13 protein-coding genes are annotated in these 14,869 nt (G+C 67.7%); 9 read left to right on the top strand and 4 right to left on the bottom strand.

Annotated elements, in window-relative coordinates; all coding sequences use genetic code 11:
• Window positions 1–229 precede the first annotated feature (229 nt).
• The 8 genes from DOM66_RS12865 to DOM66_RS12830 all read left to right on the top strand — a co-directional run bounded on the left by DOM66_RS12865 (window position 230) and on the right by DOM66_RS12830 (window position 9,910).
• Window positions 230–1,495: an ABC transporter substrate-binding protein gene (locus DOM66_RS12865; protein WP_110674668.1), complete on the top strand. Its 1,266-nt coding sequence runs from the start codon at window positions 230–232 to the stop codon at window positions 1,493–1,495.
• 18 nt (window positions 1,496–1,513) lie between these two features.
• Entirely contained in the window at window positions 1,514–2,521 is a 1,008-nt protein-coding gene (locus DOM66_RS12860) for a carbohydrate ABC transporter permease (RefSeq protein ID WP_407071988.1), read from the top strand.
• Window positions 2,518–3,360: a carbohydrate ABC transporter permease gene (locus tag DOM66_RS12855; RefSeq protein ID WP_110690409.1), complete on the top strand. Its 843-nt coding sequence runs from the start codon at window positions 2,518–2,520 to the stop codon at window positions 3,358–3,360. Before DOM66_RS12860 ends, DOM66_RS12855 begins: the two co-directional genes overlap by 4 nt.
• Before the next feature lie 56 nt (window positions 3,361–3,416).
• Complete coding sequence (locus tag DOM66_RS12850) at window positions 3,417–4,547, top strand: ABC transporter ATP-binding protein (protein ID WP_110690406.1); 1,131 nt, start codon at window positions 3,417–3,419, stop codon at window positions 4,545–4,547.
• Entirely contained in the window at window positions 4,544–5,866 is a 1,323-nt protein-coding gene (locus DOM66_RS12845; RefSeq protein ID WP_110690405.1) for an ABC transporter substrate-binding protein, read from the top strand. The genes DOM66_RS12850 and DOM66_RS12845 overlap by 4 nt, the downstream gene beginning before the upstream one ends.
• 51 nt (window positions 5,867–5,917) lie before the next feature.
• A complete protein-coding gene (locus DOM66_RS12840) occupies window positions 5,918–7,531 on the top strand; it encodes a glycoside hydrolase family 13 protein (RefSeq protein ID WP_110674673.1) in 1,614 nt (537 codons plus the stop codon).
• 143 nt (window positions 7,532–7,674) lie between these two features.
• Window positions 7,675–8,712: a LacI family DNA-binding transcriptional regulator gene (locus DOM66_RS12835; protein WP_232825148.1), complete on the top strand. Its 1,038-nt coding sequence runs from the start codon at window positions 7,675–7,677 to the stop codon at window positions 8,710–8,712.
• A gap of 187 nt (window positions 8,713–8,899) precedes the next feature.
• Entirely contained in the window at window positions 8,900–9,910 is a 1,011-nt protein-coding gene (locus DOM66_RS12830; RefSeq protein WP_110674675.1) for a LacI family DNA-binding transcriptional regulator, read from the top strand.
• A gap of 36 nt (window positions 9,911–9,946) precedes the next feature.
• Here the strand turns inward: DOM66_RS12830 and DOM66_RS12825 are convergent, their stop codons facing one another.
• Entirely contained in the window at window positions 9,947–10,492 is a 546-nt protein-coding gene (locus DOM66_RS12825) for a gluconokinase (RefSeq protein WP_110674676.1), read from the bottom strand.
• A 505-nt stretch (window positions 10,493–10,997) separates the two neighbouring features.
• Between DOM66_RS12825 and DOM66_RS12820 the strand changes: the two genes are divergently transcribed.
• The gene (locus DOM66_RS12820) at window positions 10,998–12,344 is read left to right on the top strand and encodes a GntT/GntP/DsdX family permease (protein ID WP_110674677.1); all 1,347 of its coding nucleotides are present in this window, start codon (window positions 10,998–11,000) and stop codon (window positions 12,342–12,344) included.
• A gap of 179 nt (window positions 12,345–12,523) precedes the next feature.
• Here DOM66_RS12820 and DOM66_RS12815 read toward each other — a convergent pair whose 3' ends face one another.
• From DOM66_RS12815 to DOM66_RS12805, 3 genes are read right to left on the bottom strand one after another with little or no spacing between them, the layout of a single operon-like run.
• The gene (locus DOM66_RS12815) at window positions 12,524–13,660 is read right to left on the bottom strand and encodes a polynucleotide adenylyltransferase (RefSeq protein ID WP_110690403.1); all 1,137 of its coding nucleotides are present in this window, start codon (window positions 13,658–13,660) and stop codon (window positions 12,524–12,526) included.
• Between the two features lie 8 nt (window positions 13,661–13,668).
• Window positions 13,669–13,995, bottom strand: a complete 327-nt coding sequence (gene glpE / locus DOM66_RS12810) for a thiosulfate sulfurtransferase GlpE (protein ID WP_110690401.1) — start codon at window positions 13,993–13,995, stop codon at window positions 13,669–13,671.
• 20 nt (window positions 13,996–14,015) lie between these two features.
• On the bottom strand, window positions 14,016–14,849 hold the full coding sequence (locus DOM66_RS12805; protein ID WP_110690400.1) for a symmetrical bis(5'-nucleosyl)-tetraphosphatase: 834 nt from the start codon (window positions 14,847–14,849) through the stop codon (window positions 14,016–14,018).
• Window positions 14,850–14,869 lie beyond the last annotated feature (20 nt).

Genomic DNA, 14,869 nt, shown 5'->3' with positions numbered 1-14,869 from the left:
CGAGCGCTCGGCGCGCTTCTGCACTCAGCCCTCGCCAACGCCCTTTACAACCAAAGTCCGGGTTGAGCCGGCACGAGCAAGTGGCATAACTTGGCCAGGAACTTAAACGATTAAGATAACGGCCGGATAGCCCCCAGATGCGTCGCATCCGGTCGTGAACCTCGGGCGCACGGCGATAACCCGACGATAGTCGCCCACAACAACAACCGGCACTCCCCAGGAGCCCAGGATGAAAACACGTTCTCTGCTAATGCTGGCGACCACACTGACCGTCGCGGGCCAGGTCCAGGCCGCCGATCTCACCATCTCCTGCGGCGCGGTCGGCGCCGAGCTTACGCTGTGCAAGGAGGGCGTCGCGCGCTGGGAGGCACAGAGCGGCCACAGCGTCGAGGTGGTATCGACCCCCAACTCGGCTACCGAGCGGCTGTCGCTCTATCAGCAGATCCTCAACGCGCGCTCCGGTGACATCGACGTGTTCCAGATCGACGTGGTGTGGCCAGGCATGCTCGCGCCGCACCTGATCGACCTCAACGAATACCTGCCCAAGGGCACCACCGACGACTTCTTCGAGGCCATCGTCGACAACAACACCGTCGATGGTCGGCTGGTGGCGATGCCGTGGTTCACCGATGCCGGGGTGCTCTACTACCGCAAGGATCTGCTCGAGAAATATGGCCTTGAGGTGCCCACCACCTGGGAGCAGTTGACCGAAGAGGCGCGAACCGTCCAGGCCGGCGAGCGCCAGGCCGGGCACAAGGATTTCTGGGGTTTCGTATTCCAGGGGCGCGCCTACGAGGGGCTGACGGTGGATGCCCTGGAGTGGATCGCCAGCTATCCCGATGGCGGCACCATCGTCAACGATGCCGGCGACATCACCGTCGACAATCCGCAGGCGGCCAAGGCGCTGACCCTGGCGGCGAGCTGGATCGGCGATATCTCACCCCAAGGGGTGCTCAACTATACCGAGGAGGAGTCACGCGGGGTGTTCCAGTCGGGCAATGCGCTGTTCATGCGCAACTGGCCCTACGCCTGGGATCTGGTGCAGTCCGAGCAGAGCGATATCCGCGACAAGGTCGGCGTGGTGGCACTGCCCGCCGGTGGCGCCGATGGCCACAGCGCGGCCGTGCTCGGCGGCTGGAACCTGGCGGTCTCGCGCTACAGCGAGCACCCGCAGATGGCCGCCGATCTGGTCGCCTTTCTGACCTCTCCCGCAGAGCAGAAGCGCCGCGCCATCGAAGGCTCCTACAACCCGACCCTGCCGGCACTCTACAAGGACAAGGAGGTGCTCGCTGCGGTGCCCTTCTTCGGCACCCTCTACACCACCTTCACCTCGGCGATCCCACGCCCCTCGGCGGTGACCGGCGACAAGTATCCGCGGGTCTCCAACGCCTTCTTCAACACCGTGCATGAAGTGCTCTCCGGCAAGATCGGCGCGGCCCAAGGTCTGGCATCACTGCAGAGCGAACTCGAGCGCATCAAGCGGCGCCGCTGGTAAGCGGCCGGGAGGCAATCCATGGCAACTCGGCAACCCACAATGGCGCAGACGCCGGCCGCCCCGAGTCCGGGCGGCGCGGTGGACGCCACTCAGCCGGCGCGGCCGCGTCGCGAACGCGGCACCCGGGTACGCCGGCGCCGGGTACGCGCGGCCTGGCTGTTCCTGACCCCGATGCTGATCGGCCTGGCGCTGGTCGCAGGCTGGCCGCTGGCGCGCACCTTCTGGTTCAGCGTCACCGATGCCAGCCTGTCGAGCCTCGAGGGCGCCAACTTCATCGGGTTCGAGAACTATCTGGTCTATGACAACGGCTGGTACGGCATTCTCGCCGACCCGCTGTGGTGGCAGTCGGTGTGGAACACGCTCTACTTCGCGCTGGTCTCGGTATCGCTGGAGGCGGTGCTGGGGGTGATCGTGGCGCTGGTGCTCAACGCCCACTTCCGCGGCCGCACCCTGGTGCGCGCGGCGATGCTGATCCCGTGGGCGATCCCCACCGTGGTCTCGGCCAAGATCTGGGCGTGGATGCTCAACGACCAGTTCGGGATCATCAATCACCTGCTGATGACCCTGGGTGTGATCGATGCACCGCTGTCGTGGACCGCCGACGCCAGTCTGTCGATGTGGGCGGTCATCATGGTCGACGTGTGGAAGGCGACCCCCTTCGTCGCCCTGCTGGTGCTGGCGGCGCTGCAGATGCTGCCCTCGGATTGCTATGAAGCGGCCAAGGTCGACGGCATCCATCCGGTGCGGGTGTTCTTTCGCGTCACCCTGCCGCTGATCACCCCGGCCCTGCTGGTGGCGGTGATCTTCCGCGCCCTGGACGCACTGCGCGTGTTCGACGTCATCTACGTGCTGACCTCCAACGCCGCCTCGACCATGACGATGTCGATCTACGCCCGCCAGCAACTGGTGGAGTTCCAGGACGTGGGCTATGGCAGTGCCGCCTCGACGCTGTTGTTCATGATCATCGCGCTGGTCACGGTGGTCTATCTCTATCTCGGACGCCGCCAGCTGGGAGGTGGGTCATGACGCTGCGCAGACTGAAGAGCATCGCGCTGACAACCGGCTTCTGGATGCTGGTGGCAGTGCTGGTGCTCTATGCCATCTTCCCCTTCTACTACGCCATCGTGACCTCGCTGAAGCCGTCGAGCCAGCTGTTCGAGGTGAGCTACTGGGTCGATAGTCTGGACTTCTCCAACTATGTCACGGTGCTGTCGCAGCCGACCTTTCTGGCCGCGATCCGCAACTCGGTGGTCGTCGCCATCAGCGTGGTGATCATCGCCCTGCTGCTGGGTCTGACCGCGGCCTGGGCGCTGGGCCGAGTGCGCTTTCGCGGGCGTACCACGGTGATGATGATCGTGCTGGGGGTGTCGATGTTCCCCCAGGTGGCGGTGCTCTCGGGGCTGTTCGAGGTGATCCGTACGCTCGATCTCTACAACTCCCCCGGCGGGCTGATCCTCAGCTACACCATCTTCACCCTGCCGTTCACGGTGTGGATCCTGACCACCTTCATGCGCCAGCTCCCCGATGAACTGGAGGAGGCGGCGATCGTCGATGGCGCCTCCCCCTGGGTGACCCTGACCAAGGTGTTCATGCCGCTGTTGTGGCCGGCAATGGCCACCACCGGTCTGCTGGCCTTCATCGCTGCGTGGAACGAGTTCCTGTTCGCACTGACCTTCACCCTGACCGACTCGCAGCGCACGGTACCGGTGGCGATCGCGCTGATCTCCGGCGGCAGCCAGTACGAGCTGCCGTGGGGGCCGATCATGGCCGCCTCGGTGATCGTCACCGTGCCGCTGGTGGTGCTGGTGGTGATCTTCCAGCGGCGTATCGTTTCCGGGCTCACCGCCGGTGCCGTCAAGGGCTGAACGCCTCTGAGGCTTTCGGCCACTACTGATTTCCCCGTTCTCGGGTAGGAGAAACTATGGCTGGTCTGACGCTCGAACGAGTCAACAAGCGCTTCGGCAGCACCCAGGTGATCGACGACGTCTCGATGCAGATCGACAACGGCGAGTTCATCGTCTTCGTCGGCCCCTCGGGCTGCGGCAAGTCGACCCTGCTGCGCCTGATCGCCGGGCTCGAATCGATCACCCACGGCGACCTGATGATCGACGACCAACGGGTCAACAACCTGACACCGCCGGAGCGCGGCATCGGCATGGTGTTCCAGTCCTATGCGCTCTATCCGCACATGAGCGTCTACGACAACATCGCCTTCGGCCTGAAACTGGCCAAGCAGGAGAAGCAGACGGTGGACGAACGGGTCCGCCACACGGCCAAGCTCCTGCAGCTTGACGGCCTGCTGGAGCGCCTGCCCAAGGCGCTCTCCGGCGGCCAGCGCCAGCGCGTGGCGATCGGCCGGGCGATGGCCCGCGAGCCCAAGATCCTGCTCTTCGACGAGCCCCTCTCCAACCTCGACGCGGCCCTGCGGGTGCAGACCCGCAACGAGATCGCGCGGCTCCACGAGCGCCTGGGTTCGACCATGATCTACGTCACCCACGATCAGGTCGAGGCGATGACCCTGGCCGACCGCATCGTGGTCCTCAACGCCGGCCATGTGGAGCAGATCGGCACCCCGCGCGAGCTCTACGAACGCCCCGCGTCACGCTTCGTCGCCGGCTTCATCGGCTCGCCCAAGATGAACTTCATCCAGGTCACCGCCGAAGCCGACGCCGGGCAAGGCTGCCGCGTGGAGATTCCGGCCGTCGGCGAGCGCACCCTGCCGCTGGCCTTCAGCGCCGGCAGCGGCAGTTCCAACGAGGCGACCCTGGGCGTGCGCCCGGAGCATCTGATTCCCACCCCCAGCGAGCGCGGCGAGGGGCTGGAGATCGTCAACGTCGAGTATCTCGGCAGCGAGGCCTACCTCTATCTGGAACGCAACGACGACGAGCTGCTGGTGTGTCGCACCCAGGCGCCCAGCCCGTTCCAGCGCGGCCAGCGGGTGACGCTCGACTTCGATCCGCTGCACGGCCATCTGTTCGACCACGACGGCCGCGCGGTGCCGCCGCTCGAACGCCACGCCGCCCCCGCCGCCGCGCAGGGAGCCGCCTCATGAGCGGTGCCGACACACACCGATCCGCCGCCAGGCGAACCCGCCCCGGACCACCCGCGAACCGGTGGCGCTGGCGCGTCGCCCTGGGCCTGCTCGCACTGCTGGGTAGCGCCGGTGGGGCCCAGGCCGCCGAGATCGCCATCGCCTGCGGCGGGGGTGGCGACGGCGACTACTGCCCCACCGCAGCACGCGCCTGGGCGGCCCAGAGCGGCAATAGCGTCAAGGTGGTGACCACACCCAACGCCACCACCGAGAAGCTGGCGCTGTTCCAGCAGCTGCTCAACAGCCACTCCCAGGATGTCGACGTGATGATGCTCGATATCGCCTGGCCCGGGCTGCTGGCACCGCATCTGCTCGACCTCGGCGAGGCCGTACCGCCCGACCAGCGCGAAGCCTTCTTTCCCGCGCTGATCGAGGCCAATACCGTCGACGGCCGCCTGGTGGCGCTGCCCTGGTACACCGATGCAGGCCTGCTCTACTACCGCCAGGATCTGCTCGACAAGCACCAGCGCCCGGTACCCGAGACCTGGCAGGAGATGACCGCCACCGCGACCAGCATCCAGCAGGCCGAGCGCGCCGCCGGCGATGCCGAGATGTGGGGCTTCGTCTTCCAGGGCCGCGCCTATGAGGGCCTGACCTGCAACGCGCTGGAGTGGATCGCCGGTTACGGCGGCGGACGTATCGTCGACACCGATGGCGAGATCACGCTGGACAACCCCCAGGCCACGGCGGCGCTGACCGAGGCAGCGAGCTGGATCGGCAACATCGCCCCACGTGGCGTGCTCAACTACACCGAAGAGGAGGCGCGCGGCGTGTTCCAGAGCGGCAACGCGGTGTTCATGCGCAACTGGCCCTACGTGTGGTCGCTGGCTCAGCGTGAAGGCAGCCCAGTGCGCGGCAAGATCGGCGTCGCACCGCTGCCCCACGGCCCCGATGGCGACTCGGTGAGCACCCTGGGCGGCTGGAACTTCGCCGTCTCGCGCTACACCGAGGCGCCCGAGGCCGCGATCTCGCTGGCACGTTATATGACCAGTGCCGAGGTGCAGCGTCGGCACGCCCTCAACAACGGCATGAACCCGACCCGGATCGCGCTCTACGACGATCCCGAGGTGGTCGCGGCCACCCCCACCATGAGCGTGCTGCGCCCGGTGCTGATGAACGCCGTGGCGCGCCCCTCGGCGGTGACCGGCGAGGCCTATGCCCGGGTCTCCAATGCCATCTTCAACGATGTGCACGCGGTGCTCTCCGGCCGCGCCCAGCCGGCGGCGGTGCTCGCCGATCTCGACCAGACCTTGACCCGACTCAAGCGGCGGCAGTGGTGATCGCCACGCCGGCCCCGAGCCCCTGATTCGCCTTGTGACGAGGAGTTCCGCATGACCCAGCAGCAGTGGTGGCGCGATGCCGTCATCTATCAGATCTATCCGCGCAGTTTCATGGACGCCAACGGCGACGGCATGGGCGATCTCGCCGGTGTCACCGCACGCCTCGACTATCTCGCCGCCCTGGGGATCGATGCGCTGTGGCTATCGCCGTTCTACCGCTCGCCCCAGGCCGATGCCGGCTACGACGTCGCCGACTACTGCGACGTCGACCCGCTGTTCGGCACCCTCGACGATTTCGACCGCCTGCTGGCCGGTGCCCACGAGCGCGGCATGCGAGTAATCGTCGACCTGGTGCCCAATCACAGCTCCAGCGAACACGTCTGGTTCCAGGAGGCGCTGGCCAACCCGCCGGGCAGCCCGGCACGGGCGCGCTACATCTTTCGCGACGGGCGTGGCGAGCAGGGCGAACTGCCGCCCAACAACTGGCAGAGCATCTTCGGTGGCGCGGCCTGGACCCGGGTCGAAGACGGCCAGTGGTATCTGCACATGTTCGACAGCACCCAGCCCGATTTCGACTGGCAGAACCCCGAGGTGGGCGACGAGTTCGAGCGCGTGCTGCGCTTCTGGCTCGCCCGCGGGGTCGACGGCTTCCGCGTCGACGTGGCCCACGGCATGATCAAGCAGCCGGGCCTGCCGGACTGGGACGGCGAACAAGTGATGGTCGAGGGCGGCAACCGTGGCCCGATGTGGGATCAGGATGGCGTGCACGACATCTATCGCCGCTGGCACCGAATCCTGGCGGAGTATGGCGACGACCGCATGATGGTCGCCGAGGCCTGGCTCAAGCCGGAGCGGGTGGCGCGCTACATTCGCCCCGACGAGATGCAGCAGGCGTTCAACTTCGATTACCTGATCGCCCACTGGGATGCCGCGGAGCTGCGCACCATCATCGACCGCTCGCTCGCCGTCACCGGCGCGGTCGGCGCCACCACCACCTGGGTGATGTCCAACCACGACGGCGTGCGCCATGCCTCGCGTCTGGGGCTGTCGAATCCCGGCGCGCGGCCGCAGAAGATCGGTATCGGTGACGAGCAGCCCGACGAGGCACTGGGCCTGCGCCGAGCTCGCGCGATCATCATGCTGACCCTGGCGCTGCCCGGCTCCGCCTATCTCTACCAGGGCGAGGAGCTGGGCCTGCCGGATCACACCAGCATGCCTGACCGCTACCGCCAGGATCCGGGTTTCTTCCGGACCGGCGGCGAGGATGGCGGCCGCGACGGCTGTCGGGTGCCGTTGCCGTGGCGCGCCGACGCCCCGGCCTTCGGCTTCAACGACAGCGGCGAGCGCTGGCTGCCGCAGCCGGACAACTACGCCGACTACGCCGTCGACCGTCAGCTCGATCGGCCGGATTCGACGCTTACGCTCTATCAGCAGTTGCTCAAACTGCGCCGCGACCATAACCTTGGCCAGGGCGAACTGGCGTGGGCACCGAGCCCGCGCGAGGATGTGCTGGTGCTGACCAACGGCGACGTTAGGGTGGTGCTCAACCTGGGCGATACACCGATCGACCTGCCGGCGGCCCCGCTGCTCGCCCAGAGCCAGCCCGGTGTGGTGAACGGCACGACGCTGGCTGGCAATGCGGCGGCATGGTTGAGCGCCACCTAGGCAAAGCCCAAGGCGGGATGGCGGCCGCTGCCCTGGCCGCCATCCGATCCCCGACGAGGAGACTCACCTATGCCCCCGGCCACGGCCATCGCTACACGGCGCCAGCAGCGCACGACGCGGCATCCCATCCCACGCGTGCGACCGTGAGTCAAACCAAGCGCATGACGCTGAAGACGGTGGCTGCACGTCTTGGCGTCTCCGCCGCCACCGTCTCCAACGCCTTCAACCGCCCCGACCAGCTCTCCCAGGCCCGCCGCGAAGAGATTCTCGCCGCCGCGGCGGCGCTCGGCTACCACGGCCCCGACTCCCGCGGGCGCATGCTGCGCACCGGCCGTTCCGGCATCATCGCCATGCTGCTGGCGGAAAACCTCTTCTACAGTCTGAGCGACAGCGTCGCCAGCGAGCTGATCGCCGGTGTCGCCGCACAGCTGGATCAGCACGGCCACTCGCTGATGCTGCTGCCGGGACGCCTGGAGCAGAGCGGCGGCGGTGTCGACATGGCCGACGGTGTCATTGTCTACGGCCTGCACGGCGCCTCCTCGCGCATCCTCGACCTGATCGCGGATCGCCCCGCGGTGGCCATCGACATCGATCTGCCGGGTATCCCGGCGGTGCATGTCGACAACTACCCGGCCAGCCTCGCACTGGCTCGCCACGCCCTGCGCCATCCGCCGCAGCGAGTCGCCATCGTCGGGCTGCGCCTGACCCAGTCCCACGTGGGCCAGATCGGCCTGGAGGCGCTACTGTCGGCCGATCTCACCGTCACCCGGCGGCGTCTCGACGGGATCTTCAAGGCGCTGACGGAGGCCGCCATCGATCCCGACAGCGTGGCGCTGTGGAACGTCGACCAGAACACCTACGAAGGCTGCGTGCCGGTGGTCGCCGCGCTGCTCGACCAGCCTGCGGCGACACGCCCGGACCTCCTCATCTGTCTCTCCGATCGTATCGCCCTGACCGCCATCGACCTGGCCGAGCGACGCGGGCTGCGGGTGCCGGAGGATCTGCGCATCACCGGCTTCGACGGCATCGCCGAAGGTCAGCGGCGGCGCCCGCGACTGACCACGGTACACCAGGACAACACCGCCAAGGGCCGGCTGGCGGCGGCCATGCTGCTCGATCTCGAACCGCGTCGCTCGCGCACCCTGGATACCGAGCTGCTGATCGGCGATAGCGCCCCTTGAGCACGGGCTCTACCCCACCTCCGGCAATCCGATCGGCTACAACCATGGCCGCACAGCCAGCGCCAGGGCAGCGTGCTAGTCTGCTCGAAAGTTACCGCTAACCATCATCTTCATCGGACCCGCCTCGGGCGCGATATCCCTATCGATCGCCAGCGTCGGGCGCCGCTGCCGCGCTGGGGAGATCGTCATGCCACGCCGCGCTTCGGGACGCGTCACGCTTCAGGATATCGCCGATCGGGTCGGGGTCACCAAGATCACCGTCTCGCGCGCCCTGCGCGAGCCGCAGCGGGTCTCGCTACCGCTGCGCCAGCGTATCGAGGCGGCGATCGCCGAGCTCGGCTATATCCCCAATCACGCCGCCGGGGCGCTGGCCAGCGGCCGCAGTCACAGTGTCGCGCTGCTGATCCCGTCACTCTCCAACGCGGTGTTCTCGGATATCCAGCGCGGCATCGAGGAGGGTCTGCGCGCCGCCGGCTATCAGCTGCTGATCGGCCATACCGGCTACTCGATACTCGAGGAGGAGCGTCTGATCGACACCTATCTGGGCTATGGAGTGGATGGCCTGGTACTGTCGGGGACCCGCCATACGGAGCATGCCGAGCGGCTGCTGCGACGGGCCGGGGTGCCGGTGGTGGAGACGCTGGAGCTGACCCCGACCCCGCTCGACATCAATGTCGGGCTCGATCAGACCGCCGCCGGCCGGGCGCTGACGGAGACCTTTCTCGCCCACGGCTACCGCCGGGTCGGCTTTCTCGGTGCGCGCATGGATCACCGCGCCCAGCTGCGCATGGCAGGCTGGGAGGCGGCGCTGCGCGCCGCCGGTCTCTCCACCGAGTCCTGCCTGACCACGCCGCAGCCGTCGAGCTATCGCCTCGGCGGCGAGATGCTGGGGTCGATGCTGGAGCGCTGGCCAGCGCTGGAGGCGGTGTTCTGCTGCAACGACGACCTGGCCGCCGGCGCGCTGTTCGAGTGCCAGCGCCGGCGCCTGGCGGTGCCCGACGCCCTCGCCCTGGCCGGCTTCAATGGGCTCGACATCGTGGAAGCGACGACACCGCCACTGGCCACGGTGGTGACACCCCGCCGGCGAATCGGCGAGGTGATCGCCGAGCGCCTGCTGGCGCGCCTCGCCGGCCAGCCCTGCCGGCCGCACAGTGAGGATCTGGGGTTCGAGGTGCGCTGCGGCGGCAGTATCGGCTAGCCCACCCCGTTCTTGCCCAGCGCGCCCTCGAGCTGACTAGGAGGCCGCGCTGCCGGACTGATGGGCATAGCGCTCGGTCAGCGCCTCGGCGGCACGCTCGACCACGGTCTCGATGCTGGCATCGATATCCACCGTCACCGCCTCGTCGGCGCCGGGGGCTTCCAGCGTTGCGAGCTGGCTGTCGAGCATCGCCTCGCCCTTGAAGAAGTGATCCTCACGCGACTGGATGCGTTCGAGCAGCAGCTCGCGGCTGCCGCACAGGTAGACGAAAGTGAGCGCCGGATCGCCCTCGCGCAGCGTGTCGCGGTAGCGGCGCTTGAGCGACGAGCAGCCCACCACCAGCGTCTCGCCCGCCGCACGCGCCTCCCCCAGGATCTCGCTCAGCCGGGCGAGCCAGCCGGCGCGGTCGTCGTCGTTGAGCGGCTCGCCCCGCGACATCTTGGCCACGCTCGCCTCGGAGTGGTAATCGTCACCGTCGAGGAAGCGCCCCTCCAGACGCGCCGCCAGGCGCTGCCCGATTTCGGTCTTGCCGCAACTCGACACGCCCATGACGACGATGCGATGTCCCTGATTGGTTTTCATGCGTCGGACTCTTTTCGCTGATGAATCGTTGTGCCGATGAATCGTTCTACCGGCGGCGCTCGGCGCCGATGGCCGCCGGCAAACGGGTGATGCCCTCTCAGAGGGTGTTTACAAACCCTCTGACGAAGGGCGCCGGGGGCGGGGCAAAGCGAGGGGGCTTTGCCAGAGATGGCAAGGGTAGCGCCCAGGAAGAGGGTCACAGCCCCCTCGCAACGCCCTGCCGCCGGATAAGCCCACGTCGTCTGGCGGTTGTGAAAAGCGTTCTTAGGCGTAACCACCAGCGAGCGGCTTGTCTCTACACCTTTAGGCGCATTGTTGCCGCCGAGCTGTTACCGGTAACATCCATTTTCGCCAACTCCACACCGAAGCACAACGCCACCAAAGGCGCATAGCGTCCCGCGGGATATCGCCCCCGGCAGGTGCTGGACGCACCACGTCCGCGGCGACATCCGCCAGCGCCTCAACTGCCAGCAGGTGCTTCGCTCACAAAGGGTTTTTCATCCTCATGGACAGTCCCACCTCTCTGATCCTCGCCGCGCTGGGGAGCATCATCGTCCTTCTTTACCTGGTCATGCGTCTGCGCCTGCACGCCTTCGTGGCGCTGCTGGTGGTCAGCGGTGTCGTGGGTCTGGCGACCGGCATGGGCGTCGAGGAGCTGCTGAACACCATCGAGAAAGGCATGGGCGGCACGCTCGGCTTCGTCGCCACCGTGGTCGGTCTGGGCGCGATGTTCGGCAAGATGCTGGAGGTCTCCGGCGGAGTCGATCGCCTGGCCAGCACGCTGCTCGGCAAGTTCGGCGAGAACCGCTCGCAGTGGGCGATGGGGGTCACCGGTTTCCTCGTCGCGATTCCGGTGTTTCTCGACGTCGCCTTCATCATCCTGGTGCCGCTGATCTATGCCCTGACCCGGCGTACCGGACGCTCGCTGCTCTATTACGGCATTCCGCTACTCGCCGGGCTCGCGGTCACCCACTCGTTCATTCCGCCGACACCGGGCCCGATCGCGGTGGCCAAGCTGATCGGAGCCGACCTCGGCTACGTGATCCTGTTCGGCGCCATCTGCGGCCTGCCCGCCATGATCATCGCCGGGCCGCTGTTCGGACGCTGGATCGCCAAGCGTATCGACGCCCAGATTCCCGACTACATGGAGCTGCCCAAGGAGCCGGCCGACACCCGCGATCTGCCCAGCTTCAAGCTGATTCTGGCGATCATTCTGCTGCCGCTGGCGCTGATCGTGCTCAACACCGTCTCCGGCGTGATTCTGCCGGCGGACAGTCCGGTGCTGGCTGCACTGACCTTCCTCGGCCACCCCTTCGTGGCGCTGACCCTGGCCACCCTGCTCGCCTTCACCTGCCTGGGCACACGCCGCGGCATGACCCGAGAGCAGGTGATGGAGGTTGCCACCAAGGCCCTCGAGCCAGCCGGCATCATCATCCTGGTCACCGGGGCTGGCGGCGTGTTCAAGCAGGTGCTGATCGACTCCGGGGTCGGCGGCGTGATGGGCGACATCATGGCCGAGAGCGCGCTGCCGCCGATTCTGCTGGCGTTCCTGATCTCCACCGCCGTGCGCGTGATCCAGGGCTCCGCCACCGTGGCCATGATCACCGCTGCCGGCCTGATGGCACCGGTCATCTCGACCCTGGGCCTGTCGGGTCCGGTGCTCGGCCTGATCGTGATCGCGATCGCCTCGGGGGCCACCGTGCTGAGCCACGTCAACGACTCCGGGTTCTGGCTGGTCAACCGCTACTTCGGCCTGACCGAAGCGCAGACCCTGAAGAGCTGGACCGTGATGGAGACCATCATCGGCCTGACGGGTCTGGTGATGGCACTGATCGTGGGCCTGTTCGTCTAGACCGGCGCCACCACGTCAAACGCCCGCGGCGAGTGATCGCCGCGGGCGTTGTCGTCTGGCAGTGGGCATCCGGGAGGGGGCGCGTCTCCGAGGAGCGAGGGCTGAAGCGAGAGGGGAATGAGCGCGCGCCGAGGGTGAGGTGGCTGGCGCGAAGGCCCCTTCACCTCGCTGCCCCTTGTCTACGCCGTCTCCAGCGCCTCGCGGATGGTCTGCTCTCGCCGCCGGGCCAGCTCCTGACCCAGCTGCGGCCCACGCAGGCCCTCGTCGAGCAGCGCCTGGGGCAGGATCTGGGACGCCAGCCGCCAGGCCAGGGCGAGATCATTGGCCAGCGCCGGGGCTTCGTGGGCGATCAGCGCCAGCAGCGGATCGAGGCGTTCGGGCCGACGCCAGGCGTCGATACCGTCGAGCCAGCGCATGATCTCTCCGGCACGCGAGTCGGCATGGTCACAGCGCTGGCGTAGCTCGCGGGTGAGCGCCGCCTGGCGCATGGCGTCACGGTAGCGGTTGGGGGCCTTGACGGCGTCATTGAGCGCGCGCTGGTCATCAGCCGCGAGATGCTCACCGAGGCGCGCCCAGCGCCAGACCGCCGGCTCGGCGAGATCGTTCGGTACGCTCTCCAGCCGCGCCAGGGACGCCGCCAAGATATCGTCGGCCAGCGGCGGCATCAGCACCGCCAGCGCGCCGCACGCCTGCAGGGTCTCGAAATAAGCCTCGGGGTCGGCCTCAGCCAGGGCCTTTTCCGTCTCGGTCCAGACGCGCTCAGCGACCAGGTGCGCGATCTCGCCGCCCGCCACGAGCTGACGCATCAGCGCCAGGGTCTCGCCAGCGATGGCGAACCCCAGGTGACGATAGCGGGCGAGAAAGCGCGCCGCACGCAGCACCCGCAGCGGGTCCTCGACGAACGCCGGCGACACGTGGCGCAGCAGCCGGGCCTCGAGGTCGTCGCGCCCACCGTAGGGGTCGACCAGCTCGCCGTCGGCACCCTCGGCCATGGCATTGATGGTGAAATCCCGCCGCGCCAGATCCGCCTCCAGCGTGACATCGGGGCTGGCGTGAACCTCGAAACCGGTATAGCCGTGACCGCGCTTGCGCTCGGTGCGCGCCAGCGCGTACTCCTCATGGGTCTGCGGATGCAGGAATACCGGGAAGTCGCGCCCCACCGGCTGGAAGCCGCGCTGGCGCATCTGCTCGACGCTGGCACCGACCACCACCCAGTCGCGGTCGCCGACCGGCCAGCCCAACCGGGCATCGCGCACCGCGCCGCCGACCAGATAGACCTCGAGACCGTCGAGACAGGGATCGTTGCCAGCGTGCATGACGCCTCCTATCGGCTGACCCGTTCAGGATGGCGATGCGCCCAGTCGACGAAGCCGCCATCCAGACTGTAGACCTCGCTGAAGCCCTGACCGGCGAGCCAGGCGGCGGCCTGCTGGCTGGAGTGGCCGTGGTAGCAGACTACCACCAGCGGCTGTGCGGGGGGTGTCTGCTCGACCAGCTTGGCGGCACTGGTGTTGTCCAGATGGCGACTGCCGGGAATGTGCCCCTGGGCGAAGCTCAGCGGATCGCGGATATCGACCAGGGTCAGGGTGCGACCCTCGCCCAGCCACTGGATGAGCGTGTCGGCATCGAGATGTTCGAATGGGTGTGGCATGTACGCCCTCTGAGATGGATTCAGCGTCGCATCTGATGCGACGGTTCGGCGATACGCTCGCCGCTGTCGAGATCGAGCGCCGTGAGCGAGCCGCCCCAGACACAGCCGGTGTCCAGGGCTTCGGCGCGCACACGGGCCCCTGGCGTTTCCCCCTCCAGCGCGGCCCAGTGGCCGAACAGCAGGGTGAGATCCGCTTCGCGGGGATGCCGGCGCGGATAGGTGAACCAGGGCGCGAAGCCCGCCGGTGCGCTATCCAGCCCCTCCTTGGCGCTGAAGTCGAGGGTACCGTCGGCATCGATGAAGCGCATCCGGGTAAAGACATTGACGATGCTGCGCAGGCGGTCCAGCCCCTCCAGCGCCGGCGACCAGCGCGCCGGCCGGTTGCCGTACATCTCGGCGAGAAAGTCATCGACCGCATCACCGCCGAACACTGCCTCGGCTTCCGCCGCCAGCTCGCGAGCCTCGGCCAGCGACCACTGCGGCAACAATCCGGCATGGGTCATCACCCGATTGCGGGCCGAGTCGGCGACCAGCAGAGGTTGGGCGCACAGCCAGTCCATCAGGGCGTCGCAATCCGGCGCTGCAAGTATCTCGGCCAGGGTATCGTTGCGCTTGAGCTTGCCGTGCCCCCGCGCCACCGCCAGCAGATGCAGATCGTGGTTGCCCAGCACCGTCTCCACAGCGCCCTCCAGCGCCATCACCCGGCGCAGGCAGGCGAGCGAACCGGGTCCGCGGTTGACCAGGTCGCCGGCCAGCCACAGTCGATCACGGGAGGGCGAAAAGTCGAGCCGCGACAGCAGTGCGTCGAACTCAGCGTAGCAGCCCTGCAGGTCGCCGATGGCATAGGTGGCCATAGTCGTCGTCCTTCTCGATG

The organism is Salinicola endophyticus, from assembly GCF_003206575.1.
Classification (GTDB): Bacteria; Pseudomonadota; Gammaproteobacteria; order Pseudomonadales; family Halomonadaceae; genus Salinicola; species Salinicola endophyticus.
Note: the sequence above shows the minus strand (reverse complement) of the source record. Positions and strands in the feature narration are given on the sequence as shown.

Bases quoted from the DNA above. Each gene is read 5' to 3' on its own strand.
- DOM66_RS12845 (WP_110690405.1), top strand. From the start codon at position 4,544: ATGAGCGGTGCCGACACACACCGATCCGCCGCCAGGCGAACCCGCCCC.
- DOM66_RS12805 (WP_110690400.1), bottom strand. From the start codon at position 14,849: ATGGCCACCTATGCCATCGGCGACCTGCAGGGCTGCTACGCTGAGTTC.
- DOM66_RS12850 (WP_110690406.1), top strand. From the start codon at position 3,417: ATGGCTGGTCTGACGCTCGAACGAGTCAACAAGCGCTTCGGCAGCACC.
- DOM66_RS12855 (WP_110690409.1), top strand. From the start codon at position 2,518: ATGACGCTGCGCAGACTGAAGAGCATCGCGCTGACAACCGGCTTCTGG.
- DOM66_RS12820 (WP_110674677.1), top strand. From the start codon at position 10,998: ATGGACAGTCCCACCTCTCTGATCCTCGCCGCGCTGGGGAGCATCATC.
- DOM66_RS12840 (WP_110674673.1), top strand. From the start codon at position 5,918: ATGACCCAGCAGCAGTGGTGGCGCGATGCCGTCATCTATCAGATCTAT.
- DOM66_RS12825 (WP_110674676.1), bottom strand. From the start codon at position 10,492: ATGAAAACCAATCAGGGACATCGCATCGTCGTCATGGGCGTGTCGAGT.
- DOM66_RS12865 (WP_110674668.1), top strand. From the start codon at position 230: ATGAAAACACGTTCTCTGCTAATGCTGGCGACCACACTGACCGTCGCG.
- glpE (WP_110690401.1), bottom strand. From the start codon at position 13,995: ATGCCACACCCATTCGAACATCTCGATGCCGACACGCTCATCCAGTGG.
- DOM66_RS12830 (WP_110674675.1), top strand. From the start codon at position 8,900: ATGCCACGCCGCGCTTCGGGACGCGTCACGCTTCAGGATATCGCCGAT.
- DOM66_RS12860 (WP_407071988.1), top strand. From the start codon at position 1,514: ATGGCAACTCGGCAACCCACAATGGCGCAGACGCCGGCCGCCCCGAGT.
- DOM66_RS12815 (WP_110690403.1), bottom strand. From the start codon at position 13,660: ATGCACGCTGGCAACGATCCCTGTCTCGACGGTCTCGAGGTCTATCTG.